This window comes from Streptomyces sp. NPDC004134, from assembly GCF_042874195.1.
Lineage (GTDB): Bacteria > Actinomycetota > Actinomycetes > Streptomycetales > Streptomycetaceae > Streptomyces.
Genome location: NZ_JBIAMS010000010.1, coordinates 1 through 23,210, shown reverse-complemented (window position 1 = coordinate 23,210; position 23,210 = coordinate 1). Strand labels below are relative to the sequence as shown.

22 protein-coding genes are annotated in these 23,210 nt (G+C 73.6%); 13 read left to right on the top strand and 9 right to left on the bottom strand.

The genetic code is table 11. The features are described from left to right. Positions 1–12 precede the first annotated feature (12 nt). The 5 genes from ACFYVJ_RS15035 (at position 13) to ACFYVJ_RS15015 (ending at position 6,121) form a co-directional block, all read left to right on the top strand. A complete protein-coding gene (locus tag ACFYVJ_RS15035; protein WP_388890948.1) occupies positions 13–1,602 on the top strand; it encodes an ABC transporter substrate-binding protein in 1,590 nt (529 codons plus the stop codon). Then, a complete protein-coding gene (locus ACFYVJ_RS15030) occupies positions 1,599–2,543 on the top strand; it encodes an ABC transporter permease (RefSeq protein WP_388890946.1) in 945 nt (314 codons plus the stop codon). Before ACFYVJ_RS15035 ends, ACFYVJ_RS15030 begins: the two co-directional genes overlap by 4 nt. 1 nt (position 2,544) lies before the next feature. Further along, a complete protein-coding gene (locus tag ACFYVJ_RS15025; RefSeq protein WP_388890943.1) occupies positions 2,545–3,438 on the top strand; it encodes an ABC transporter permease in 894 nt (297 codons plus the stop codon). A gap of 62 nt (positions 3,439–3,500) precedes the next feature. Further along, complete coding sequence (locus tag ACFYVJ_RS15020; RefSeq protein ID WP_388890940.1) at positions 3,501–4,334, top strand: creatininase family protein; 834 nt, start codon at positions 3,501–3,503, stop codon at positions 4,332–4,334. Continuing rightward, complete coding sequence (locus tag ACFYVJ_RS15015) at positions 4,331–6,121, top strand: ABC transporter ATP-binding protein (protein WP_388890937.1); 1,791 nt, start codon at positions 4,331–4,333, stop codon at positions 6,119–6,121. Before ACFYVJ_RS15020 ends, ACFYVJ_RS15015 begins: the two co-directional genes overlap by 4 nt. Before the next feature lie 23 nt (positions 6,122–6,144). Here the strand turns inward: ACFYVJ_RS15015 and ACFYVJ_RS15010 are convergent, their stop codons facing one another. After that, positions 6,145–6,822 carry a GntR family transcriptional regulator gene (locus ACFYVJ_RS15010; protein WP_388890934.1) on the bottom strand — a complete coding sequence of 226 codons (678 nt, stop codon included), beginning with the start codon at positions 6,820–6,822 and terminating at the stop codon, positions 6,145–6,147. Positions 6,823–6,881: 59 nt separating this feature from the next. Here ACFYVJ_RS15010 and ACFYVJ_RS15005 point away from each other — a divergent pair, with 59 nt between their 5' ends. From ACFYVJ_RS15005 to ACFYVJ_RS14995, 3 genes are all read left to right on the top strand, one after another. Continuing rightward, positions 6,882–7,640 carry an HpcH/HpaI aldolase/citrate lyase family protein gene (locus ACFYVJ_RS15005; RefSeq protein WP_388890931.1) on the top strand — a complete coding sequence of 253 codons (759 nt, stop codon included), beginning with the start codon at positions 6,882–6,884 and terminating at the stop codon, positions 7,638–7,640. Between the two features lie 49 nt (positions 7,641–7,689). Next, the gene (locus tag ACFYVJ_RS15000; protein ID WP_388890928.1) at positions 7,690–8,481 is read left to right on the top strand and encodes a carbon-nitrogen hydrolase family protein; all 792 of its coding nucleotides are present in this window, start codon (positions 7,690–7,692) and stop codon (positions 8,479–8,481) included. 326 nt (positions 8,482–8,807) lie between these two features. Further along, positions 8,808–9,998, top strand: a complete 1,191-nt coding sequence (locus ACFYVJ_RS14995; RefSeq protein WP_388890925.1) for an acyl-CoA dehydrogenase family protein — start codon at positions 8,808–8,810, stop codon at positions 9,996–9,998. A 64-nt stretch (positions 9,999–10,062) separates the two neighbouring features. On the opposite strand, the gene ACFYVJ_RS14990 is transcribed toward ACFYVJ_RS14995, so the two are convergent. From ACFYVJ_RS14990 to ACFYVJ_RS14965, 6 genes are all read right to left on the bottom strand, one after another. Continuing rightward, positions 10,063–10,680, bottom strand: a complete 618-nt coding sequence (locus ACFYVJ_RS14990; protein ID WP_347578093.1) for a GAF domain-containing protein — start codon at positions 10,678–10,680, stop codon at positions 10,063–10,065. After that, entirely contained in the window at positions 10,677–11,354 is a 678-nt protein-coding gene (locus ACFYVJ_RS14985) for an ATP/GTP-binding protein (protein ID WP_388890921.1), read from the bottom strand. The genes ACFYVJ_RS14990 and ACFYVJ_RS14985 overlap by 4 nt, the downstream gene beginning before the upstream one ends. Beyond that, positions 11,332–11,700: a DUF742 domain-containing protein gene (locus ACFYVJ_RS14980; protein ID WP_388890919.1), complete on the bottom strand. Its 369-nt coding sequence runs from the start codon at positions 11,698–11,700 to the stop codon at positions 11,332–11,334. The genes ACFYVJ_RS14985 and ACFYVJ_RS14980 overlap by 23 nt, the downstream gene beginning before the upstream one ends. A gap of 1 nt (position 11,701) precedes the next feature. Next, the gene (locus ACFYVJ_RS14975) at positions 11,702–12,106 is read right to left on the bottom strand and encodes a roadblock/LC7 domain-containing protein (RefSeq protein ID WP_388890916.1); all 405 of its coding nucleotides are present in this window, start codon (positions 12,104–12,106) and stop codon (positions 11,702–11,704) included. Next, the gene (locus ACFYVJ_RS14970; protein ID WP_388890913.1) at positions 12,103–14,169 is read right to left on the bottom strand and encodes a sensor histidine kinase; all 2,067 of its coding nucleotides are present in this window, start codon (positions 14,167–14,169) and stop codon (positions 12,103–12,105) included. Before ACFYVJ_RS14970 ends, ACFYVJ_RS14975 begins: the two co-directional genes overlap by 4 nt. Positions 14,170–14,408: 239 nt before the next feature. Continuing rightward, positions 14,409–16,157, bottom strand: a complete 1,749-nt coding sequence (locus tag ACFYVJ_RS14965) for a hypothetical protein (RefSeq protein ID WP_388890910.1) — start codon at positions 16,155–16,157, stop codon at positions 14,409–14,411. 240 nt (positions 16,158–16,397) lie between these two features. On the opposite strand from ACFYVJ_RS14965, the gene ACFYVJ_RS14960 reads away from it, so the two are divergent. Further along, complete coding sequence (locus ACFYVJ_RS14960) at positions 16,398–18,584, top strand: helix-turn-helix domain-containing protein (protein WP_388890907.1); 2,187 nt, start codon at positions 16,398–16,400, stop codon at positions 18,582–18,584. Positions 18,585–18,621: 37 nt separating this feature from the next. Here ACFYVJ_RS14960 and ACFYVJ_RS14955 read toward each other — a convergent pair whose 3' ends face one another. Next, positions 18,622–19,884: an NAD(P)/FAD-dependent oxidoreductase gene (locus tag ACFYVJ_RS14955; RefSeq protein WP_388890904.1), complete on the bottom strand. Its 1,263-nt coding sequence runs from the start codon at positions 19,882–19,884 to the stop codon at positions 18,622–18,624. Between the two features lie 213 nt (positions 19,885–20,097). On the opposite strand from ACFYVJ_RS14955, the gene ACFYVJ_RS14950 reads away from it, so the two are divergent. The 3 genes from ACFYVJ_RS14950 (at position 20,098) to ACFYVJ_RS14940 (ending at position 21,890) form a co-directional block, all read left to right on the top strand. Continuing rightward, complete coding sequence (locus ACFYVJ_RS14950) at positions 20,098–20,487, top strand: RidA family protein (RefSeq protein ID WP_047016926.1); 390 nt, start codon at positions 20,098–20,100, stop codon at positions 20,485–20,487. Positions 20,488–20,575: 88 nt separating this feature from the next. Next, entirely contained in the window at positions 20,576–21,151 is a 576-nt protein-coding gene (locus tag ACFYVJ_RS14945; RefSeq protein ID WP_388890901.1) for an RNA polymerase sigma factor, read from the top strand. Position 21,152: 1 nt separating this feature from the next. Then, positions 21,153–21,890, top strand: coding sequence for a hypothetical protein (locus ACFYVJ_RS14940; protein WP_388890898.1), 738 nt, complete (start codon positions 21,153–21,155; stop codon positions 21,888–21,890). A gap of 10 nt (positions 21,891–21,900) precedes the next feature. Here ACFYVJ_RS14940 and ACFYVJ_RS14935 read toward each other — a convergent pair whose 3' ends face one another. After that, positions 21,901–22,350: a nuclear transport factor 2 family protein gene (locus ACFYVJ_RS14935; RefSeq protein ID WP_388890895.1), complete on the bottom strand. Its 450-nt coding sequence runs from the start codon at positions 22,348–22,350 to the stop codon at positions 21,901–21,903. Positions 22,351–22,446: 96 nt separating this feature from the next. Between ACFYVJ_RS14935 and ACFYVJ_RS14930 the strand changes: the two genes are divergently transcribed. Continuing rightward, positions 22,447–22,920: an SAM-dependent methyltransferase gene (locus ACFYVJ_RS14930; protein ID WP_388890893.1), complete on the top strand. Its 474-nt coding sequence runs from the start codon at positions 22,447–22,449 to the stop codon at positions 22,918–22,920. Positions 22,921–23,210 lie beyond the last annotated feature (290 nt).

The following is a 23,210-nucleotide window of genomic DNA, read 5'->3' as shown; positions in this document are numbered from 1 at the left end:
TGGAGATAATCAATGGCACCAATCAGCAGGCGGCACCTCCTCGCCGCCGGCGGCGGCGCGCTCGGCACCGCGGCGCTGGCCGCATGCGGCAGCCCGGTCAACCTGCCGTCGTCCATGGAGGAGGTCACGCCCCGGCCCGGCGGCCCGAGCCGCGGCGGGGTGCTGCACTTCGGGCTCTCCACGGACCCGGCCAACCTCGATCCGCACGTCACCACGGGCGCCGCGTCGGACCTGCTGCGGCAGCTCACGTACAACGCGCTGCTGCAGTACGACGGCGACGGCGAGATCATCGGCGACCTGGCCGCCGAGTTCGGCTGGGCCGACGACACCACGTACGAGGTCAAGCTGCGCCCCGGGGTCCGCTTCCACGACGGCTCGCGGCTGACCACGAAGGACGTCGCCTTCTCGTTCCGCCGCATGATGGACGAGAAGACCGCGGCGACCACGGGCCCGCTCCTCGACCTGGTCGAGGAGGTCGAGGCCAAGGACGCGACCACGGTCGTCTTCCGCCTCAAGCAGGCGGACTCCACGATCCCGTTCGTCCTCGCCAACCCCACCGCGAACATCGTCTCCCAGCGCTGGATCGAGTCGGGCGTCGACCCCAAGACGCAGGTCATGGGCACGGGACCGTTCCGGTTCGTGGAGCGCATCCCCGGGGTGAGCACGACGTACGAGCGGTTCGACGAGTACTTCGAGCCCGAACTGCCGTACCTCAACGCGATGGTCTTCCAGCCGATGAGCGACGACTACGCCCGCGTCACGGCCCTGCGCACCGCCACCGTCGACATGATCGACTACGTCCCCGCCACCCACGTCGACGTCATCAGCGAGAACCCCCGGCTGCGCCTCGCCTCGGACCGCAGCTTCGGCTTCGGCTTCGTCGGCTTCGTCACCAGCAAGCCGCCGTTCGACGACGTCCGCGTCCGCAGGGCCGTCGCGATGGCGATCAACCGGGACTCCGTACTGGAGACCGCGCTCCTCGGCCACGGCCAGCCCATCGACGGCGCCCTGATGCCGCCGGCCTTCGCCCGCTACTCCGCCTCCCTCGACGACACCATGGCCTACGACCCCGAGCAGGCCCGCTTCCTCCTCAAGAAGGCCGGCCAGGAGAAGCTGACGCTGCCGGTCGTCACCACCAGCACGTACTCGGTCATCGCCCGCCCCGCCCAGGCCATGCTGCCCGGCATCCGGGAGGCCGGGGTGGACGTGCGGCTGACCCAGCAGGAGTGGCTGACCTTCCGGGCCAGCGTCGAGGCGAAGTCGTACCCGGTGCACTCCTGGGGCACCGCGCCGAAGTTCGGCGACCCCGCCTCCATTGCCGACTTCCTCGGCAGCACCGGCACGTTCACCAAGAACACCGACTTCAAGGACGAGCGCCTCGACCAGCTTCTCGCCGAGGGGCGCCGCACCCGCGACCGCGCGCTGCGCGACGAGATCTACCGGGACGTCGAAAAGCGGGCCCTGGAGCTGGTGCCGATGACCTGGACCGTACGCCGCCAGCAGGGCGAGGCGCACTACGACTACGTCAAGGGCTACCGGCACCCGCCCAAGGGCTCGTGGACCGGAGTGACGCTGCGCCGCATATGGATGGACAAGAAATGAGACGGTTCCTCCTCACCAGATTCGCGCAGGCGGCGCTGCAGCTCTTCGCCGTCGGCAGCATCGTGTTCCTCCTCGTCCGCCTCATCCCCGGCGACCCGGCGCGCGCCGCGCTCGGCGAGGGCGCCACCGACGAGCAGGTGGCGCAGACCCGCGACGCGATGCACCTCAACGACTCCTTCGTCAGCCAGTACTTCGGCTTCTGGGGCCGGCTCTTCCAGGGCGACCTCGGCACCTCGCTGATGAGCAGCCGCCCCGTGATGCAGGACCTGCCGAACCGGCTGGGCAACTCGCTGGAGCTGGTGCTCGTCTCGCTGATCATCGCGGTCACGCTCGGCGTACTGCTCGGCCGGGTCGCGGCCACCCGCGCGGACAAGCCCGCCGACCACGCGCTGGTAGCCGGCTCGATCTTCGGCATCTCGCTGCCGGTGTTCGTCGTCGGCACGCTGCTGCTGATGGTCTTCGCGTTCCTCGTGCCGATCCTGCCGCCGCAGCGCTTCACCACGCCGTGGCAGGATCCGGTGGCCCATCTGCAGATCCTGATCCTCCCGGTGGTGACGCTCACCGCCGCCTCGTGCGCGGTCATCACGCGGATGACGCGCGCGGCGATGCTGGAGACGCTCTCCGCGGACTACGTACGCACCGCCCGCTCCAAGGGCCTGGCCGAACAGCGGGTCATCAAGGACCACGCGCTGCGCACCGCGCTGCTGCCGGTGGCGTCCGCGACGACGGTGGAGCTGACCACGCTGATCGGCAGCACCGTGCTGGTGGAGACGATCTTCGGCTGGCCCGGGGTGAGTTCGCTGCTGATGAGCGCGGTCGGGCAGCGCGACTACCCCGTCATCCAGGCCGTCGTGCTCGCCGTCGCGGCCGTCGTCATCCTCGTCAACCTCGTCGGCGACCTGGTCGTACGAGCCCTCGACCCGCGGGCGGAGGAAGCCTGACATGCCGACCGTCGAACTCACCACCGCCGCGCCACCACCCACCGCCGCCACCCCGCCCCGCCGCGGCGGCCGGCACCTGCTGCGCAGCCTCGCCGCCAACCGGCGGACGTCGATCGCCGGCGGCTTCCTGCTGCTGGTCTGCGCCGCCGCGCTGCTCGCCCCGCTGATCGCGCCGCACGACTACCGCGACATCGCCGGCACCCCGCTCACCCAGGGCGGCGTGCTCGGCATCGACGACTACGGGCGCGACGTGCTCTCCCGGCTGCTCATCGGGCTGCGTACGTCGCTGGCCGTCGCGCTCTCCGCGGTCCTCATCGCCGGCGCCATCGGCACCACGCTCGGCCTGGTCGCGGGCTACGGCGGCCGCTGGGCGTCCAGCGTCATCATGCGCGGCATCGACATCCTGCTCAGCTTCCCGCCCATCGTCCTGGCCATCGCCGTGGTCGCCGCGATGGGGCCCGAACTGGTCAACGTCGTCATGGTCATCGGCGTGCTGTACATCCCGCGGTTCACCAGGATCGTCTACAGCCAGGTGCTCGCGATCCGCAGCGTGGAGTACGTCGAGGCCGCCGAGATCATGGGCACCGGGCGCAGCACCATCCTGCTGCGCACGATCCTGCCGAACGTCGCCGCACCGGTGATCGTGCAGCTCAGCCTGTCGGTGAGCTTCGCCATCCAGATGGAGGCGGGGCTGAGCTTCCTCGGCCTCGGGGCCCAGCCGCCACTGCCGTCGCTCGGCACGATGGTCGGCGCGGGCCGCGACTTCCTGGAGGTCCAGCCCACGCTGCTGATCTACCCGTCGGTGCTGATCATCCTCATCGTGCTGGCCCTGAACGTCTTCGGCGACGGCCTGCGCGACCTCCTCGACCCCCGCCGCAGCGGCACCGACTCGTGAACTCCCGTACGCACACCGCACCGCGGCAGCACCCCAGCACAGCAGCGAAAGGAACCAGCCCCATGGCCGTCTCCCTGCCCGACACCCACCGTCTCGGCGAACTGTCCTGGACGCAGGTCAAGCATCTGGCGGAGCAGGACCCGGTCGTCCTGCTGCCCATCGGTGCCATCGAGCAGCACGGGCCGCACCTGCCGGTCCACGAGGACTCCATCGTCGCCGAGTGGGTCGCCGACAAGCTGGCCCGCGAGCACGGCCACTGGGTCGCGCCCGCCCTCAACTACGGCCACTCCGGCGTCTTCCGCGGCTTCGCCGGGAACCTCTCCCTCAGCCAGGAGACGCTGCGCAACGTCACGTACGAGATCCTGGAAGCCCTGGTAGCCTCCGGCTTCCGGCGCATCGTCATCGTCGACAACAACGGCGGCAACGTCGGCCCGGTGACCGGCGCCGCCATCGACGCCCGGCGCGACTTCGGCATCCTCGTCGGCCACCTCTACCCCTGGCAGCTCGGCTACGCCCTGATGCGCGACGTGTACGACGACCCGGCCACCGCCTACGGGCACGGCGCCGAGCCGGAGCACTCGGCGATGCTGGCGATGTTCCCTGAGCAGGTGCAGAGCGAGCTGGCCGAGCCGGGCGGGCTCTCCTCCCCGGCCGGCTGGACCCCGACCAGCTACACCGAGGCCGCCATCCCCGGCCAGCCCGTACCCGGCACGGTCCTCTGGGACTTCTCCGAGATCAGCGCCACCGGCTGCACCGGCGACGTGAGCCTGGGCAGCGCCGAGACGGGCGAGGTCTGGATCGAGCGGGTGCTCGGGTTCTGCGCCGCGTATCTGGCGGAGTACGACCGCAACACCCGTACGGCGGCGGCCGCCGGCACCGCGGCGGAGCCGAAGTGACCGGCGCCGGCCTGGAGAAGGAGGCGACGGCGCCCGAGCCGGTGCTGAGCGTCGAGCGGCTGTCGGTGGACTTCCGCGTCGCCGGCGAGTGGACACCCGCCGTACGGGACGTCAGCTTCACCGTCGGCCGCGGCGAAGTCGTCGCGCTGGTCGGCGAGTCGGGCTCGGGCAAGTCGGTCAGCTCGATGTCCGTGCTGGGCCTGGTCGCCGGCAGCGCCCGGCACCGCGGCAGCATCCGCTTCCATGACACCGAGCTGCTCGGCCTCGGCCACGAGGCGCTGCGCGGCATCCGCGGCAAGCGGATCGCGATGATCTTCCAGGAGCCGATGACGGCGCTCAACCCCGTCTACACCATCGGCAAGCAGATCGCCGAGGCCATCCGCTGCCACGAGAAGGTGTCCGCGGCCGGTGCCCGCGCCCGCGCGATCGAGCTGCTGACGAAGGTCGGCATCCCGGAGCCCGAGCGCCGCGTCGACAGCTATCCGCACCAGCTCTCCGGCGGCCAGCGGCAGCGCGCGATGATCGCCATGGCGATCTCCGGCTCCCCGGAGGTCATCATCGCCGACGAGCCGACCACCGCGCTCGACGTCACCGTGCAGGCCGAGATCCTGGAGCTGCTGCGCGGCCTGCGCCGGGACCTCGGCTCCGCGGTGCTCATCATCACCCACGACATGGGCGTGGTCGCCGACATCGCCGACCGCGTGGTGGTGATGAAGGAGGGCGAGGTCGTCGAAGAGGCGCCCGTGGAACGGCTGTTCGGCGCCCCCGCGCACGAGTACACCCGCCGGCTGCTGGCCGCCGTGCCCAAGCCGCCTCCCCCGCCGGCTGCGCCCTCTCCCCCACCGGCTACGCCCCCATTGGCGGGGGCGCCCCCGCTCCCGGGCGAGGCCGGGGCCGCCGCGGCGACCGGGCCGGAGGCGGCGGCGGGGGTAACCCCGCCCACGGGGGGATGGCAGGCGGGGGAGGACACGACGCTGCGGATACGGGACCTGGAGGTCGAGTACCCAGGGCGGCTGGGCCGCAAGGGGTTCAAGGCCGTACACGGCGTGAGCCTGACCATCGGCAAGGGCGAAGTCCTGGGCCTGGTCGGTGAGTCGGGGTCCGGGAAGTCCACCATCGGCCGGGCCGTCGTCGGGCTGTCCCGCGCCACCGGCGGGTCCGTCGAGGTCTGCGGCACCGACGTCACCGGCCTGTCGGGCCGCCGGCTGCGGGCCTTCCGGCCGACGTACTCGATGGTCTTCCAGGACCCCGGCGCCTCGCTCAACCCGCGCTGGTCGATCGGCGACTCGATCGCCGCGCCGCTGCTGGTCAACCGCCGCGCCGACCGCGCCGCCGCGCACTCCCGGGTGGCCGAGCTGCTGGAGCAGGTCGAGCTGCCCGCGCACTGGGCGAGCCGGTTCCCGCACGAGCTGTCCGGCGGCCAGCGCCAGCGCGTCGGCATCGCCCGCGCGCTGGCGCTGGAGCCGGAGCTGCTGATCGCCGACGAGCCGACGTCGGCGCTGGACGTCTCCGTCCAGGCCACCGTGCTGCGGCTGTTCCGCGAGCTCCAGGACCGGCTGGGCTTCGCCTGCCTGTTCATCAGCCACGACCTCGGCGTGGTCGAACTCCTCGCGCACGAGGTCGCGGTGCTGCAGAACGGCCGGCTCGTGGAGCACGGCCCGGCGCGCGAGGTGCTGGCCAACCCGCGTACGGAGTACACCAAGCGGCTCGTCGCCGCCGCGCCCGTGCCGGACCCGGTGGCGCAGGCGAAGCGGCGCCGGCTGTGGCGCGAGATGGCGGCGGCGTGACCGCCGTGCGCTGCCGCCGCCGGTCAGTCGAGGTGGGCGACCACCGTCTGGTCGGGGTTCAGGTGGGTGCGGATCGTCCGGGCCGCGGCCTCGAACTCGTACCCGCCGAGGGAGTCCAGCAGCGCGTGGTGCTCGCGCATGATGAGCGGCAGCCGCTCGGGGCGGATGGTTATCGCCGAGACCCCGATGCGCTGGTGCCGCGGCTGAAGGCTGCGGAACAGGTCGGTCAGCACCGTGTTGCCCGTGGCCCGGACGAAGCCGAAGTGGAACTGGAAGTCGAGCTTGCCGTGCTCGGCGATCGCCTCGCGGTCGCCGGCGCGGCAGCGCGCCAGCAGCTCCGCGTCCCCCATCTGCGCCAGCAGTTCGGCCTGCCGGGCGGGGATTTCGAGACGCTTGTCGCACAGGGTGCGAAAGCCGTGGATCTCCAGCACCTGGCGCATCTCGTACGTCTCGATCATCTCGGCCACGGTGACGCGCCTGACCTGCGCGCCGCGCCGCGGCAGCAGGTCGAGGAACCCCTCGGCGGCCAGCCGGTGCAGCGCCTCGCGCACCGGCGTCCGCGACACCCCCGCGGCCACGGAAAGGACCTTCTCCTCCAGGAACGAACCCTCGGGGTACCGCCCCAGCAGGATCGCCTCCTTGACCCACTCGTACGCCCGTGCCCGCGCCGTCACCGCACGGCCGTCCTCGTCGACTGACACGCTCCCCGCCCTCTCTGTTCCATGTGTATACGCAGTGTATACCTAATCGAAGGAGGCTCATGCCCCCGCGCACGACCGACCGCCGGCGCGAATACGCCGCCTGGCTGTCCGACCCGAGTTTCGCCACCGCCGAGATCGTGGCGGCCACCGGGTACGGCGCCGTGGTGCTCGACATCGAGCACGGCGCCTTCGACCTCGCCGACCTGGAGCGGTTCATCCCGTTCCTGCGCCGGCTCGACCTCGACGTGCTCGCCAAGGTGCTCGGCCCCGAACGGGGCCCGATCCAGCAGGCGCTGGACTTCGGCGCCACCGCCGTCGTCGTGCCGCACGTGGAGAGCGCGGCGCACGCCGCCGAGGTCTGCTCGTACGGCAAGTTCCCGCCGCTGGGGGACCGCAGCTTCGCGGGCGGCAGGACCGCGGGCTACGGCGGGTTCGACGACGACTGGATCGCCCGGCAGGACCGCGAGACACAGGTCTACCCGATGATCGAGGACGCCGGGGCCATCGAGGAGATCGGGAAGATCCTCGACCTGCCGGTGGTCGACGGGGTGTTCGTCGGCCCCAGCGACCTGTCGATGCGCCGCGCGCGCGGCGCGTACACCAGGAGCGAGGCGGACTTCGCGGACCTCGCGGCCATCGCGGACGCCGCCCGGGCGGCCGGCAAGCCGTGGGTGCTGCCGGCCTGGTCGGCGGCGGAGAAGGCGTTCGCGCTCGCGCACGGCGCCGACCGGCTCGTGCTGACCATGCAGCACGGCGCGCTGCTGGCCGGCTTCGGCGCCGCGGTCGCCGAGACCGACGCACTGGCCGGGCGTACCTGACCGCACGCCGCCGGACCGTCCCGCTCCACCACACGAAAGGCACCACCTCATGCTCGCCACCGTCGCCCAGTTCGCCGCCACCACCGACAAGGCCGCCAACCTCGACGCCGCCGCAGGACTCGTCGCCACCGCCGCCGCGCGCGGCTCGGACCTCGTCGTCCTCCCCGAGAACTCGATGTACGCCAACCCCGACCCGCAGGCCGAGACGGCGAGTCAGGCGGAGGCGATCGACGGCCCGTTCGCCACCGCGATCGGCGCGCTGGCCAAGGAGCACGGCGTCGCGATCGTCGCCGGCATGACGGAGGCCGCGACCGGCGCCGGCAAGCCCAGCAACACCGTCCTGGCCGTGGACCGCGGCGGCGAGCAGTTCGGCGTCTACCGCAAGGTGCACCTCTACGACGCCTTCGGCTACCGGGAGTCGGACCGCATCCAGCCGCAGCCCGCCAAGGCGCTGACCTTCACCCTCGACGGCCTCACCGTCGGCGTCATGACCTGCTACGACCTCCGCTTCCCCGAGATGGCCCGGTTCCTGGTCGACGCCGGCGCCGAGGCCATCGTCGTCCCCGCCGCCTGGGTCACCGGTCCCGTCAAGGAGGACCACTGGACCACGCTGCTGCGGGCCCGGGCGATCGAGAACACCGTCTACGTCCTCGGCTGCGGCCAGACGGGACCCGTCTCGTGCGGGCAGAGCGCCATCATCGACCCGATGGGCCAGATCGCCGCCTCCGCCGGCGAGGCCCCCGGGGTGGCGTCCGCGGTCCTGGACGCGGCGCGGGTCGCGGAGGTCCGGGTGAAGAACCCGAGCCTGGCCAACCGCCGCTTCTCCGTCTCCTTCACCTGACGCCCGACCTCCAACCGCGCCCCTTTTCCGCCCCTTTGGGAACGGCCCCCCGGCCGGTCGGTCGCTGTGGGCCGGCCGGGGGCCGTTCCGGGGGCGTTCGCGGGCGGCGGGCTGTCGAGCAAATGGGACCGTAGCGCCCATACGAGGCGGGTGCGGAGCGCGACCACGTGCATACGGGGAGGTGAACGACCCGGAAGCGAGCGTTTGTGGGTACTGCGGCGATGGCGATAAATCTTCACCGTGGGTGGAGGCCCTACCCGGCCTCTGTCACCACAGGCCCACGCCGACCTGCTCACCCCACCTGCACGCGAGAAGGCGAGACTCAGATGGACGGTTACTTCCTCACGGAGCGTCATATACGTCTCAGGGAGGAGGTCCGCGCCTACGCGGAGCGCGAGGTCCGCCCCCGTATCGGGGGGATGGAGGAGTCGCGGAGCGTGCAGTTCGAGCTGTCCCGCGACATCGCCAGGCAGGGCTGGCTCGGCGTCACCGTCGAGGCCGAGTACGGCGGGATGGACCTGGGGCACCTCGCCAAAACGATCGTGATCGAAGAACTTTCGCGCGTGAGCGCCGCCATGGGCGCGATGGTGCAGGCGTCGCAGCTCGGTGTCGCCAAGATCGTGCACTTCGGCAGCGCCGTCCAGAAGAAGACCTGGCTGCCGCTGATATCCGCCGGCGTCTGCATGCCGACCATAGCCGTCACGGAACCGACCTCGGGCAGCCATGTGCTGGGGATGTCGGCGAGCGCGGAGCGCGTCGGGGACGAGTACATCGTCAACGGCCGCAAGGTGTTCGTCGGCAACAGCCACGTCGGTGATCTCCACGGCGTCGTCGTGCGCACAGGACCGGGCTCCAAGGGCCTCTCGGCGCTGCTGGTGGAGGCCGACCGCCCCGGCTGCACGCTGGGCCCGCACCGGCCCTCCATGGGCCTGCACGGCTTCAGCTTCGGCGAGGTGATCTTCGACAACTGCCGGGTGCCGGTGTCGAACCTGCTGGGGCAGGAGGGCGACGGGCTCTCGGTCGCGTACTCCTCCAGCATCCTGTACGGCAGGCCCAACCTCACCGCCGTCGCCCTGGGCATCCACCAGGCGCTCGTGTCGGAGACCACCGCCTTCGCCGCGCGGCAGATCCGCTACGGCAAGCCGCTGGCCGAACTGGGCACCGTCAAGCAGCGGCTGGGCGAGATGCAGTCGCGGCTGATGACGGCCAGGCTGGCCGCGTACCACGCGACGCATCTGCTGGACCGCGGGCTGCCGTGCGACGCGGAGCTGCAGAACGCCAAGCTGGTCAACGTCGAGTCCGCGCTCGACTCGGCCCGTACGGCGATGGAGGTGCACGGCGCCTGCGGGCTCTACCCGGAGATGTCCGTGGAGCGGTATCTGCGCGACGCGTACCACGTGTTACCGCCGGCGGGCACCTCCGACGTGCAGCGGCTGCGGCTGGCGGAGGTGGCGCTCGGCGCGGACCACGAGCCGTGGTCGACGCGCCTCGCGCCGAACTCCGTCCAGCCGGTCTGAGGAGCGGAGCGACAGGGGGCGCGGGCCCCCGGGAAAGGCCCCTGCGGCTTCGCCGCGGGGGCCTTCAGCTCGCCGCCCGGCCCCGGCTGCGCTCTTCGAGGATCTCCATCAGCGAACGGGCCTGGGTCTTGATGAACTCCAGGCCCTCCTGGGCCTGCCGGCCCCACGGGCGCGGCTCGGTGTCCACCACGCACACGGTGCCGAGCGTCACGTCGGTCACCGGGTCGATGAGCGGCGCGCCCATGTAGGTACGGATGCCGATCTGGTCCACCACCGGGTTGCCCGCGAAGCGGGGGTACGCGCACACGTCGGGCAGCACCAGCGCGGTGCGCCGGCCGACGACGTGCGGGCAGTAGCCGTGGTCGCGGTCCATGACCCGGCTCACCTCCGGCTTGCCCGGCTGCTCGGCGAGGCTGGGGTCGGCCCAGTCGGCGGGCGGCGCGTACAGGCCGGTGAAGTACTGGTGGTCGGTGATGAGGTTGACCATCGCGTACGGGGTCCCGCCCAGTTGCGCCAGCGACGCGGCGCCCTCGGCGAGCCGGGCGGCGAAGGCGTCGAACTCCGGGTCGGGGCTGTCGCCCAGGCCGAGTTCGTGCAGCCGCTGCTTGCGCCGCTCCAGCTCCTGGTCCTGCTCCCCGTCGGTCATCAGGTGGCGGGCGGTGTGGTAGTCGAAGGTCGTCATGCGGGGCTCCTCGGTGGGGAGGTGGGCACGGGCTGTGCGGACTCGGACGCGGACACCGGCCCGGTCGCGGTCTCCGGTTCCGCCGGGACCCCGGCCCTGGCCGCCACGGACCGCGCGTGCGCGTGCTCGACCAGCCTGATCAGCAGGCTGCGCGCCGAGCTGGTGGCGCGGGCGTCGCAGCACATCACCGGGGTGTCGCTGCGCAGATGGAGCGCGGCCTTCACCTCTTCCGGGGTGTAGTGGTAGGCGTCGTCGAACTCGTTGACGCCCACCACGAAGGGCAGGCCGCGCCGCTCGAAGTACTCGACGGCCGCGAAGCAGTCCGCGAGCCGCCGGGTGTCGGCCAGGACGACGGCGCCGATGGCGCCGCTCGCGAGGTGGTCCCACATGAACCAGAACCGCTTCTGGCCCGGCGTGCCGAACAGCAGCAGCATCATGTGGTGCGCGGTGAGGGTGATGCGGCCAAAGTCCATGGCGACGGTGGTCGCGTCCTTCTCCGGCACCCCGTCCAGGCTGTCGTGGTCGACGCTCGCGGCGGTCAGGGTCTCCTCGGTCGTCAGCGGCGGGATCTCGCTCACCGCACCGACCATCGTGGTCTTCCCGACCCCGAACCCGCCGGCTATCACGATCTTCAGCGGGACGAAGGAGTCGTCAGAGATTGCGTAGTCCGACAAGGACCTTCTCCAGTAGGTATGGGTCGGTGGGGTCTGGCGGGCCCGCGGGCGCCGTCAGGATGAGCGCGCAGGTGTCGAGGAGGTCGCACAGCAGGATCTTGGTCACCGCCACCGGCAGCCCGAGCCGGCCGGCCACCTCCGCCACCGAGCGCGGACCGGCACGGCACTCCCGCAGCGTCTCGTCGTGCTCCGGCGTCAGCGCCACCCGCGGCAGCGTCCTGGCGGCCATGACCAGCGTCTCCAGGGCCAGCCTGCGGGTCGGCGTGGTCCGCCCGCCGGTCACCGCGTACGGGCGTAACCGCGGGGCTCCGTCCTCCACCCAGGGGGCGTCGTCGTACGACGTCATGTCACCGGAGGGAGCCCGGAGCCGCGGCCGCGGCGGTCCGTGCGGGCGAGGTGAGGTGGGTCGGGACGCGCTTGACCAACTGGCCCATCTCGTAGCCGATCACGCCCAGGTCGGCATCCGGCTCGGCGAGCACCGCCAGCACGGCGCCGGGGCCCGCGGCCATCACGCACAGCACGACGTCCTCGTGCTCCACGAGCACTTGGCGCACGCCTCTCACGGTGTCGGTGCCGATGCCGGCACCGAGCGAGAAGAGCCCGGTGGCCACCGCGGCCAGCCGGTCGGCGGCGGCGGTGTCGAGGTCGTGCGCGTGCATCCGCACGCCGTCGGTCGAGGCGACGACGGCGCTGCGGGCGCTGGCGACCTGCTGGACGAAGTTGGCCAGAAGCCAGTCGAGGCTTTCGCTCACGAAGACGGGCCTTCCGTGGATCGGTGCTGGTGCGTGGGGGCGGGTCCGGCCGGTTCGTCGGCGTAGTCGCCGTAGTCGGCGGCGCGCTGGCCGCCGTCCTCCGCGGCCCGGGAGCCGGCGGTGAAGCTGGCCATCAGACCGGTGTTCAGGGGGGAGGCGGGCGCCGGCGCAGCGGCGCCGGGTGCGGCGCCGGGGACGCCGGGTTCGCGGCGCAGCTCGGGCACCAGGTGGCTGCCGGAGCGCTCGGGCAGCGGGGGGCGCTGCCCGGGAGCCGGGGCCGGCGACGCGGGGGGCGGGGCGGCGTGGCGAGGGGTGTAGCCGGCCGCGGGGTCCGTGGTGTGCGGGGTGGCGTCGGGGTGGCCGGCGGCGGGCGCCGGGTGCGCGGGGGTGCGCTCGTGGGCAGCGGTGTTCTCGTACGGGGTGGTGCTCTCGTACTCCGTGCCGTCGTAGGCGGGGGTGTTGTCGTAGGCACCGAGGATGTCGTGGCTGCCGGTGATCTCCTGGCCCCCCGTGATCCGGTGCGTGCCGGTGGTCTCGGGGACACCGGGGATCCGGTGCGCGCCCGTGGCCTCGTACCCGGCGGTGCTCTGGGACGTGCCGTTGATCTCGGCGGCGCCCGGCTGCCGTTGCCGCGCCACGCCGTTGGCGGAACCGGCGGGCAGCGACGCGGGGGCGGTGCTCCCGACGGCGGCCGGGCGGCGCTCGGGGGCGCCGTCGGCGAGGGCCGCGGGCTGCGGCGCGGCGATCGCGGCGGGCTGCGGCTGCGGTGCGGCGGCCGCGGCGGGCTGCGGCTCGCGGGTGGCCGCGGCGCGCTTGTCCTTCTCCTCCGGGTCCATCAGCAGCGCGTTGGGCAGCAGCACGGTGGCGCGGCAGCCGCCGTAGACGTTGCGCTGGAGCTGGACGGGGATCCGGTGCCGGCGGGCGAGGTGCGCGACGACGAGGAGGCCGATGCGGCCGTCCTTGATCTGCTCGTCCACGACCTGCGGCGTGGCCCGGCTCAGCAGGGTGTTCATCCGTTCCTGCGTGTCGGACTGCAGCCCGAGGCCGCGGTCGTCGATCTCCACGACCAGACCGGCCGCGGCCGGCTCGACGCGCAGCTCGACCTTGGTCTCCGGCGGGGAGAAGCCGGCGGCGTTCTCGACGAGTTCGGCGATCAGGTGGATGACGTCGGGGGCGACGGCACCCTCCAGCACGCCGGTCATCGGCGGCACCAGCTTGACGCGCCCGTAGTCCTCGACCTCGGAGACCGCCGAGCGCAGCACGGCGTTCACCGGCATCGGCCGGCTGATGCGGCGCGGCACGGCGCCGCCGAGGATCGCCAGGCTCTCCACCTGGCGGCGGAGCCTGGTGACGAGGTGGTCGAGCTGGAAGAGGCCGTGCAGCAGGTCCGGGTCCTCGACCTGCTTCTCCAGCCCGTCCAGTTCGTCCAGGGAGCGGATGACGAGGTTCTGCAGCCGGCGGGCGAGGTTGACGAAGACCTCGATGCGGCCGCGGGACGAGACGTCCACGACGGCCTTGAGCGCGGCGTGCACGGTGGCGTGCACCAGGCGCTCCACCGTCTCGGGGGTGACGTCGGCCGCGGCGCGGGCGGCGGGGGTCGCAGTGGGGGTACCCCCGCCAACACGGGCGTAGCCGGCGGGGGAGGACAGCGACAGCGCGTCGGGCTCGGGGCGTTCGCCGCGCTGCGCCTGGTCGACCAGGCGCAGCAGCTCGCCCTGCGCGGCCTCCAGGAGCGCGGTCAGCTCCAGGTTGCGTTCCGTGCGGGCGTCTTCCTCGGCGTCGAGCGCGTCGGCGAGCGCGCCGATGCGGAGTATCGCCAGGACCGTGATGCCCACCACGGCCAGCACTCCGGCACCGATGATCATGCGGGTCTCGGCGCTCGTCGACCCGCCTATGAGCGCGCCGTACGTCGTGGCGCCACCCACCAGCAGCGCGGCGGCCACCGGCAGCAGCGTGACCCGCCAGAGCCGGGCGCGCAGGGCGCGGCCCGCGCGGCGCCGCCGGGAGGGGAACCGGCCCTGGCGGGGACCGTCGTTCCCGGCGGGAGCGGGGTGGTCGGACATGGGCTTCCTCGCTGGATGGGCCGTACGAGGACAGCATCTGGCTGCGCTGTCGTACGGCGTCGTGCGGCGTTTCTTCCGGCCGTCTGCCGGGCAGTGCGCGCGCGGCGCACACACATCGGATGGTCACCGTGGCCTCAACGGCACCGTGAGCCACATCTACATTGCTCAGCAACCGGTGTCGTTGCCACCGCTCCCCGGGGTCGTTTGGGGGTCGCTTCCCGGGGGTTCGAACGTGTGCGTTATCTTCGCCCGCCGCTGTGCCGGTCAAGCCGGAACTGCGTTCGGTTTCCGCCGGTCACGGCCCCGGCGAAGACGCCGGTTTCGCCGTCGGCGGCCTCCCGCGCGGCCGGGTCGCCGGCCCCCAGCTCGCCGACGTAGCGCAGCACGTCGTCCAGCTCCGCCAGGCCGATCAGCCGGCTGCGCGGCCGGAGCATCCCGGCGCTGCCGTAGCGCCCCAGCTCCGCGCACCGGTCGGTCAGCCAAGCCCAGTCGAGGTCCAGGTGGTCCGCCAGCCGGCGCAGCCGCTCCGCCGGCGTGGCGCCGTCGGTGACGCTGTGCGTCTGCGCGTGCCGTACGGCGTCGGCGTACGCGCGCAGCCGCGCCCAGTGGCTGGTGGTGTCGACCTGCCAGATCCCGTCCGTGCGGAGCCAGTTGGCGATGATCGCCCGCTCGCCCGGCACCAGCGCGAACCCGTCCACCTGCGCGTACTCCGGCTCCGTGACCACCCACGTGGTCAGCCCGTGCCGCTCGAGCAGCGCCAGCGTCAGGAACAGCAGCGTGCGCTCGTAGCGCTCGCTGGTCTTGACCGCGTTGTGCGGCAGGCAGAAGGCGTACCCGTACGGGCGGCCGGCGTCCGCGAGCACGTCGCGCAGCGCGCGCAGGTACGTGTGCTTGTGCCGGAAGAACAGCCAGGCGGCGGCCTCCTCGCCGTACTGCTCGCGCGCCCAGAACACCGGCGGCTCACCGGAGTCGGCGCGCAGCTCGCGCAGGATGTGCTGATCGCAGACGTACGAGCCGAGCCACGCGGTGCCGACGTCGGACAGCTCCGGCATCGCCGAGCGGGCCACGGCGGACCGCTCGCGGGTCAGGAAGTCGTCCAGGCCGCTGCGCTCCGCCTCCAGCACGGCGTCGTCGGCGAGAAGGCCGTCGTCGAGGTTGAGCACGGCCCAGAGGACCGCGTACGTCAGGTCGTCGAGCCGGTACGCGCGCGGGATCGGCAGCACGTCCACGGGGTCGGCGGCGACGGGCTGCCGGGCGCGCACGGCGTCGAGCACGAACAGCCCCTCGCCGCGCCGCGCACCGAGCGCGGCGAGCAGGAGCGCGCGGCGCGCGGGGCGGATGAAGTCCCGCAGGTGCGGGTGGTCGTCGGGCCCGATGACGACGCTGTCGGAGCCGGCCTCGGCCTCGTACAACTGCACGGCCACGGACGTCCCGTCGAAGACGCGGTGGCCGTCGAGCTGCCAGACCCCGCCGCCGCCGGGAGCCGGCGCGGTGGGCGAGAGGAAGGACGTGGACCACGTGACGTCGAGCGCGCGGGCGGTGGCGAGGGAGGCGTCGTCGGGCAGGCGGGGCGTGGTGAACGTGCGGGTGGGCGCCGGGCCGAGGAGCGCGTCGACGTCGATGCCGAGCATGTGCTCCAGGACGGTGCCGGCGTTGCCGCGCGGGATCTGCTCCCCGGCGAGCCACCGCTTGAAGGTGGTGCTGGAGATGGTGAGCCGGGCGAGCCGCGGGTCGCCGTACTCGGCGGCGGCCTTGCGCGCGGCGTGCGTGTAGTGGACTTCGAACGTGGAGAATCTCGCCCAGCCGCGCTTGGCCAGCTCGACGCGCAGCAGCGTCGGCGGCGGCGGTACGGGGCCGGGTTCCGGCTCCGCTGGGGCGACTTGGGTGTCTTCTCTGTCCTCTCGCCCATCGCCCGAGGAGGGGCCCGGGGAGTCGTCGTCCGCGGGCTGCGGGGTGTGGCCGTCGGCGGGTGGTCCCGTCGTGGTCATGTAAGCGCTACCTCGATCTGCCGGCTCAGACCGGAACTTTGCGCTCCGTAGCCTGCCGTCTGGCATGTGCCGTTCGTAAGTTCCGGGGGTGTGCAGAGCGTTCACGGTCACTACGCGCATTAAATCGGGTGATCTTCCAGGTCGTTCGAGGGTCGTCCGAGGCAGAGCGCCCTGCGGGCGGTTCCGGACGGGCAATAATGCGCGTCCATGACGCGAGGCAGGCCCACGACTCGGTTGACATTGACGGATCGGGAACTCCACTTCCTCGAACACCTGGTCGCACACAGCGCCACCCCGGCGGCGAGACGGCTGCACTGCCGGATCGTGCTGGCGTGCGCGGCGGGCGAGTCGAACGGCGAAGTGGCGGCCCGCTTCGGCATCACCCCGGCGACGGTGTGCCGCTGGCGCAACCGCTTCGCGCGGGAGCGCCTGGGGGCGGTGCGGGGGACTGCGGAGCGGAGGCCGGGGTCGTCGGCCGTTCCGGGGGTACGCGAACGGGGGAGCGGGGCCCGGGAGCCGGAGGTACGGAACCCGGGCGTGCCGGCCGGCGGGGAGCGGGGCGTACGGGACCGCAAGGCAACCCGGCGGGAGGCGACCGGTGCCGCGGGGGGCGGGCACGCGGGTGCCGGTCCCGGGGGGACCGGGCACGCGGTCGGGCGGGCGCTGTTCCGGCGGTTCGGCGCTCCGGCGGGGGCCGGGGACGCATCCGGGCACGAGGCGGCAACCCGGCACGAACCCACCACCGCACCCCGGCCCACCGCAGCACCCCCGGCCACCGCCACCGCCACCGCCACCGCCACCGCCACCGCACCCCAGCCCACCCCAACACCCCCGGCCACCCCCGGAACCCGGCCCGCCTCAGCACCCCCGACCACGACCACCGGAACCCGGCCCGCCCTCACCTCCCGGTCCACCACCGGAACCCCGTCCCGGGCCAGGGCTTCGGCCGACCGGGGGCCCGGTATAGGCGCCGGCACCGGCGCGAGCCCCGGTGCCGCCGGAGACGAGCGGCCGCGGGTCAACGTCCGGCTGGCCGCGCTCATGCGGGAGTCGGGGCTCACCCCCACCTCCCTCGCCGGCCAGGTACGGGAGCTGGGCCGGCGCCGCGGCCTCGAACTGCGCTGCACGCACACGTACGTCAAACGCTGGCTGCGCGGCAGCTTCGGCTCCTCCGTGCCGCCCGAGCTGATCGCCGCCGTGTTCTCCCGCAGGCTCGGCCGCGACATCACCCCCCGCGACATCGCCGCCCCCTCCCCCGCCGGCTACGCCCTCACCGGCCGCGGCGGCCCGTCCCCCACCGGCTACGTCCTCCCGGGCGGGGGGATCCCCATCGGCCGCCGCCTCCCCCCCGACGACCTCGGCCTGCGCGGTCCGACGACGCCCCTCGGCGCCGTCCGCACCGCCGCCCAGCTCTGGGACGCCGACCCGCGCTACGCCCTCCCGCCCGTCTCCGCCACCGACCTGCGGGACTCCGTCCGCCGCTGGCGCCGCGCCACGCCGCCCGCGCCGCCGCAGCGCGCCGTGGGCTCGTACCGTGTCGGACAGCCGGACATCACGAAGATCCATGCGCTGACCGAGCACCTGGCGATGCTCGACAACCGCTACGGCGGCGGCGCCGCCCGGTCGATCGCGATGACCCACCTCCGTACCGACGTGCTGCCGATGCTCGAAGGCAGCTACACGGGCGCGGTCGGCCGCAACCTGTTCCGCGCCGCCTCCCTCGTCACCCACCACACCGCGCACCTGCTGTACGACACCGGCAGGCACGGCGCCGCCCGGCGCTATCTGCGGCTCGCGCTCGACATGGCGTACCACGGCCACGACCGCGCGTTCGCCGCCAAGATCCTCGGCACCCTCGCCCACCAGGCCGTCCACCTCGGCGACTACCGCGAGGCCGTCGAACTCTCCGAGGCCGGCCTGGCCGAGCCCGGCCTGACGCCCGCCGGCCGCGCCGTGCTGCACGCCATGGCCGCCCGCGCGCACGCCCGCTTGCGCGACTCGCGCGCGACCGCCATCTCCCTCTCGCACGCCGAGAGTTCGCTGTCCGCGGGCACCCCCGCCCAGGAGCCCGTCTGGCTGCGCTACTTCAGCGGCGCGGAGCTGCACGACGAGATCGCGCACTGCCTCGTCGACCTGCGGCAGGCGCGCGCCGCCCGGCCGCACGCGGAACACGGGATCGCGGCGCGCACGGACCGGTACGCGCGCAGCATCGCGTTCACGCGCGTCGTGCTGGCCACCGCGTGGCTCCAGCAGCGGGAGGTCGAGCGCGCCTGCCAGGTGGCGACGGGCGCGCTGCGGGCCACGGAGGACATCCAGTCGGAGCGGGTACGGGGCTATCTCGCCGGGTTCCGGGAGCGGCTGCGGCCGTTCCGGAACGTACCGGCGGCGCGGGACTTCTCGTACAAGGCGGCGCGGATGCTGCGCTGACCTGGCGTGACGGAAGGGCCCGGGGCGCCTGGGCGCGCTAGGGAGCGCTGGGGCGTACGAACCGGGAGGGCCGGTACGGCGCGAGCTCCGGCGCGTCCCGGCCGGTCAGCAACTCTCGTGCCACCAGCTCCCCCAGCCGCAGGGACAGGGTCATGCCGCTGTGCGTCACGACCGTGTACAGCCCCTCGGCCTCGGCGTGCGGGCCGACGATGGAGTTGTCGTCCGGCGGCAGCGGGCGGGTGCAGACCCGGGCGTCGGCGAGCCGGGCGGTGCCGGCGAGGGCGGGCAGCATGTCGCGGGCGCGGGCGTGGAGTTCGCGGGCGAGTGCGGTGACGTGCGCGGCGGGCGTGTGCTGGTCCACCTCGTCGTTGAGGTCCAGCGCCTCCAGGTAGACGCGCCCGCCGGCGAGCGGGCGGGCGTGCAGCCGCGGGCTGAGCACCATGCGGGTCAGCGGCGGTCCCGCGGCGGCGTCCGGCCGGAGGTGGGCCAGCAGCGTCGGCGCCTCGGACCCCGGTGCGTCGCCGGGCACCAGCGGCACGTACGCGCCGGCCAGCGCCGCGACCGCCGGGGTCCGCCACCCGGCGCAGCACACCGCGACGTCCGCCGGCACCGTCTCGCCCCCGGCGCAGCGCACGCCGCGCACCCGGCCGCCGGCGGTGTCGATGGCCACGACCCGGGCGGCCTCGCCGGTACGGACGTGGACGCCGCGGGCGCGGGCGGTGGCGAGGAGGTGGGCGACGAAGGGCCGCGGGTCGACGGCGGCCTCGTCGGGGAAGTACGCGACCTGGGCGGCGTCTTCGATGCGTAACGCGGGCTCCAGCTCCCGGGCGCGGGGCACGGGGATCCACTCCGCGGCGTACCCCCAGTCGCGCAGCCGGGCGACGGTCCGGCGGAGCTGGTCGAGCGGGGCGCCGTCGGAGGCCCAGCGGAGGGCACCGCCGGGCCGGTACCAGCCGGGGCCGCGGGCGCTGCCGGGGCCGCGGGCGGCGGGGCCTCGGAGGGCGGGGCCCCGGGGGGCGGCGCCGCCTCCCCTGTCCGCGTAGGCGGCGGGCCCTGTGGCCCGTACGAGGGCGGCGTGGGCGCGCATGCCCGAGACCGCCAACTCGTGGTAGTGACGCGGGGTCTTGGAATGGGCGTTGATCCAGGCCATCGAGCCGGCCGTGGTCCCGGCCCCCGGTTCGCCGCCGTCGAGCAGCGACACCCGCACGGCGCCGTCCGCCCGCTCTCCCCCGCTCCGCTGTCCCCCGCTGCCGAGTTGCGCCGCCAGCGCCGTACCGATCACGCCTGCACCGATCACCACAATGCGCACGATGGATTCGCCCCCGTTTCGCTCGTGCACGCAGTCGCTACCAGGCTGCCATCGCGCGGCCCGCGGCGAGGGAATGGAAGATGACGTGTCCGGATATCACCCGTGGCGGGAAGGAAAGCAAGATTCGTGCGGAAGGTAGGTTCGAGATGCCGGAATCTGATCGACTAGCTGAGCACTGAAGTGATCGACGAGCGGAGCACGCGCATGCAGCACATCGTCCGACCCGACGGATCCCCGCCGGTCAACGGCTACAGCCACGCGGTGACGTTCACGGGCACCATGGTCGCCGTCTCCGGCCAGGTGCCGCTGGACGAGGCCGGCCGGCTGGTGGGCGAGAACGACGCGGAGGCGCAGGTGCGCCAGGTCTTCGCGAACCTCACGACGGCGCTGCGGGCGGCGGGTTCCGGCCTGGAGCACGTGGTGAAGCTGACGGTCTACCTCACGGACCTCGACGACCTGCCGGCGTTCCGCCGCGTACGGGACGAGATCCAGAACCCGGCGCTGCCGCCGGCGAGTTCGCTGGTGCAGGTGGCGGGGCTGGTGAGCCCGGAGTTCCGGGTGGAGGTGGACGCGCTGGCGGTGGTGCCGGGGTGAGAGGGGTCCGGGGCACGGGCGAACGTTCCGTGCCCGTACTCCGTCATAGCCCTGACGCGGTTGCAGGCAGGGCGAGGGAGGGGACGCGATGGCAGTCCGCCGCAGACCGGCGCACGGCGGGCCGGGCGCGCACGGCGTGCACGGCGGGCCCGGCGCGGACCGCGCGCACGGCGCGGACACGGCGCTGTCCGCGGCCGACGCGCGCCGGGTACGGGCCGTGCTCGCACTCGGCGGCGTGCCGTTCGGCGAACTCGACGACGGCGTGCAGCAGGTCCAGCTCAAGCTGCTGGAACAGCACCTCGACCCGGACCGCGCCCCGGTCCGCAACCCGGCCGCCTGGGCGGCGGCGGTCGCCTCCCGCGTAGCCGCGGACTGGCACCGCGGCCGCACCCGCGACGCGGGCCTGCGCGACCGCCTCGCCGCCCGCTGGACCCGCCCGGCGGAACACCCCGAGGACGCCCGGCTGCTGGCCCTGGCGGTGGCGGAGGGCCTGGAGGAACTGCCGCCGGGACAGCGCCAGGTGGTGGTGCTGCGCTACTACGCGGACCTGCCGGTGAAGGACATCGCGGAGGCCCTGGGCATCCCGCAGGGCACGGTGAAGAGCCGCCTGCACGGCGCGGCGGCGGTGCTGCGCACGCGGCTGCGGGAGAGGGAGGTGGGGTGAGGTGCCGGGTCTGACGGAGGCGGAGGAGGCGCGGCTGCGGCGGGCGCTGGGGCTGATCGCGGCGGAGGCGGAAGAGGACTCCGCGGCCGGGGCTTCGGGCGGGGACTGGGGCTGGGCCGAGCCGTCGCCGGCGGCCCGCCGGGTGCGGGGGGTCCGGCGGGCGCTGGCGGTGGTGGTGAGCGCGGCGGCGGTGGTGGCGTTCTGCCTGCTCGCGTACACGACGATCAGCGGCGCGGGGACGGACCGTATCGCGAAGGACGACCCGGCGGCGGGCGGGAAACGGGGGACGGCGGGGGACGCCGGGGACGCCGGGGCGGACTCCGGGGCGGACGGCAAAGGGCTGTCGCGCCTGGAGAACGCCGCGTGCACGAAGCGCCTGCTGGAGGGCACGGTGGCGGCCGTGAAGCAGGTCCCGCACCCGCCGGACGCGTTCCCGTGGGTGGAGGTCACGCTGACCGACGTCCGCTGGCACGTACCGCCGTCGACGGAGGAGCGGGTGACGGTGCGGCTGCCGGATCCGGTGGAGTGGAACGACGAGCAGCCCTTCGCGCGCGGCGAGCCACTGCTGGTGGAGGACCTGGGCCGGGAGTCGATCTCCTACTTCCGCGACGGGCCGCGGGAGGGGTCGGGGGAGGGGTCGGGCCTGGAGCCGGTGCGGGGGGAGCGGCTGCGGGCGCTGAACGAGGCGCAGGAGGAGGGCGTGCGGTGCCCGTCGTACTTCGTGAACCGGGACTGGTGACGGGTCGGTGTCAGCTCGGCGGTGCGGAGGGGGCGCAGGCGTCGGCAATGGCGCGGGTGTCCCAGTAGAACGGCCGTACCTCGGAGATCTGCCCGCGCTTGACGGTGAGGGTCTGGAGGATGGGAAAGGCGAGTTCGCGGCCGGTCGCCCGAGCGCGCGCACGGACCTGGGTGAGCACGACCGCGGTCTCGCCGGTGGCCAGGAACTCCTGCTCCACCATGTCGAAGGCCGCCCAGGCCCGTCCCATGGCGAGGAAGAACCGCGTCATACCGTCGTGGCCGCGCCAGGTGCCGCCGTAGGGCAGCGCGTCCGCCTGATGCAGCACGACGTCCGGCGCGAAGAAGGGGGCGAGGATGTCGAACGAAGCCTCGCCGGGACCGCCGGCGGCGAGATAGTCGGCCTCCGCGGCGTACATGCCGGTGAGGACGGTGAGCGAGTCGGTGGGAGATGAGGTCGTCATGCCGCCAGCATGATCGGGGCGGGGGCGGATTGCTGGCGGGAATCGGACGTCACGTTCGGCGCGGTGGTGTGGTGGGGGCGGGGATAGCCTCTGGCCATGCCGAGCTTCGAGATCACGCCGATTGGTACGGTCCGGAACGACCGGACGGACATCCAGAACACGGACAACTGGGGTGCTGTCCACAGCACGATCACGGTGGACGAACGCTTCGGCGAGTCCTGCCTCCAGGGCCTTGAGGACTTCTCCCACGTGGAGGTCTTCTTCGTCTTCGACCGCTTCCCGGAACCGGCCCCCGAAGCCTTCCACGAACCACGCCCGTACCGGGGCCGCGAGGACCTCCCGCCGATGGGCATCTTCGCGGGCAGGGGCCCGAGGAGACCGAACCGGCTGGGGGCGACGGCGTGCGAGATCGAGGGAGTGGAGGGGCGGGAGCTGCGGGTGGTGGGACTCGACGCGGTGTCGGGGACGCCGGTGGTGGATCTGAAGCCGGTGATGAGGGAGTTCGTGCCGACGGGGGTGCGTCAGCCGGGGTGGGTGAGCGGGATGATGTCGGAGTACTTCAAGGGGTAGGGGGCGGGGGGCGGGGCGGGGGGTCGGCTTTCGGGGTCGGTGGGTGTGGGGGGGCCGGTGTGCGGGGTGGCCGGTGCGAACCGGGGGCCGGTGTACGGGGTGGCCGGTGTGCGACCGGGGGCCGGTGCGCGGGGTGGCCGGTGCGAACCGGGGGCCGGTGCGCGGGGTGGCCGGTGCGAACCGGGGGCCGGTGTACGGGGTGGCCGGTGCGAACGGGGGGCTGGTGCGTGGGGCGGGCTGGTGGGTGGGGCGGGTCGGGTCCGGGGGATTGGCGCCGGGAGGGTGGTTGT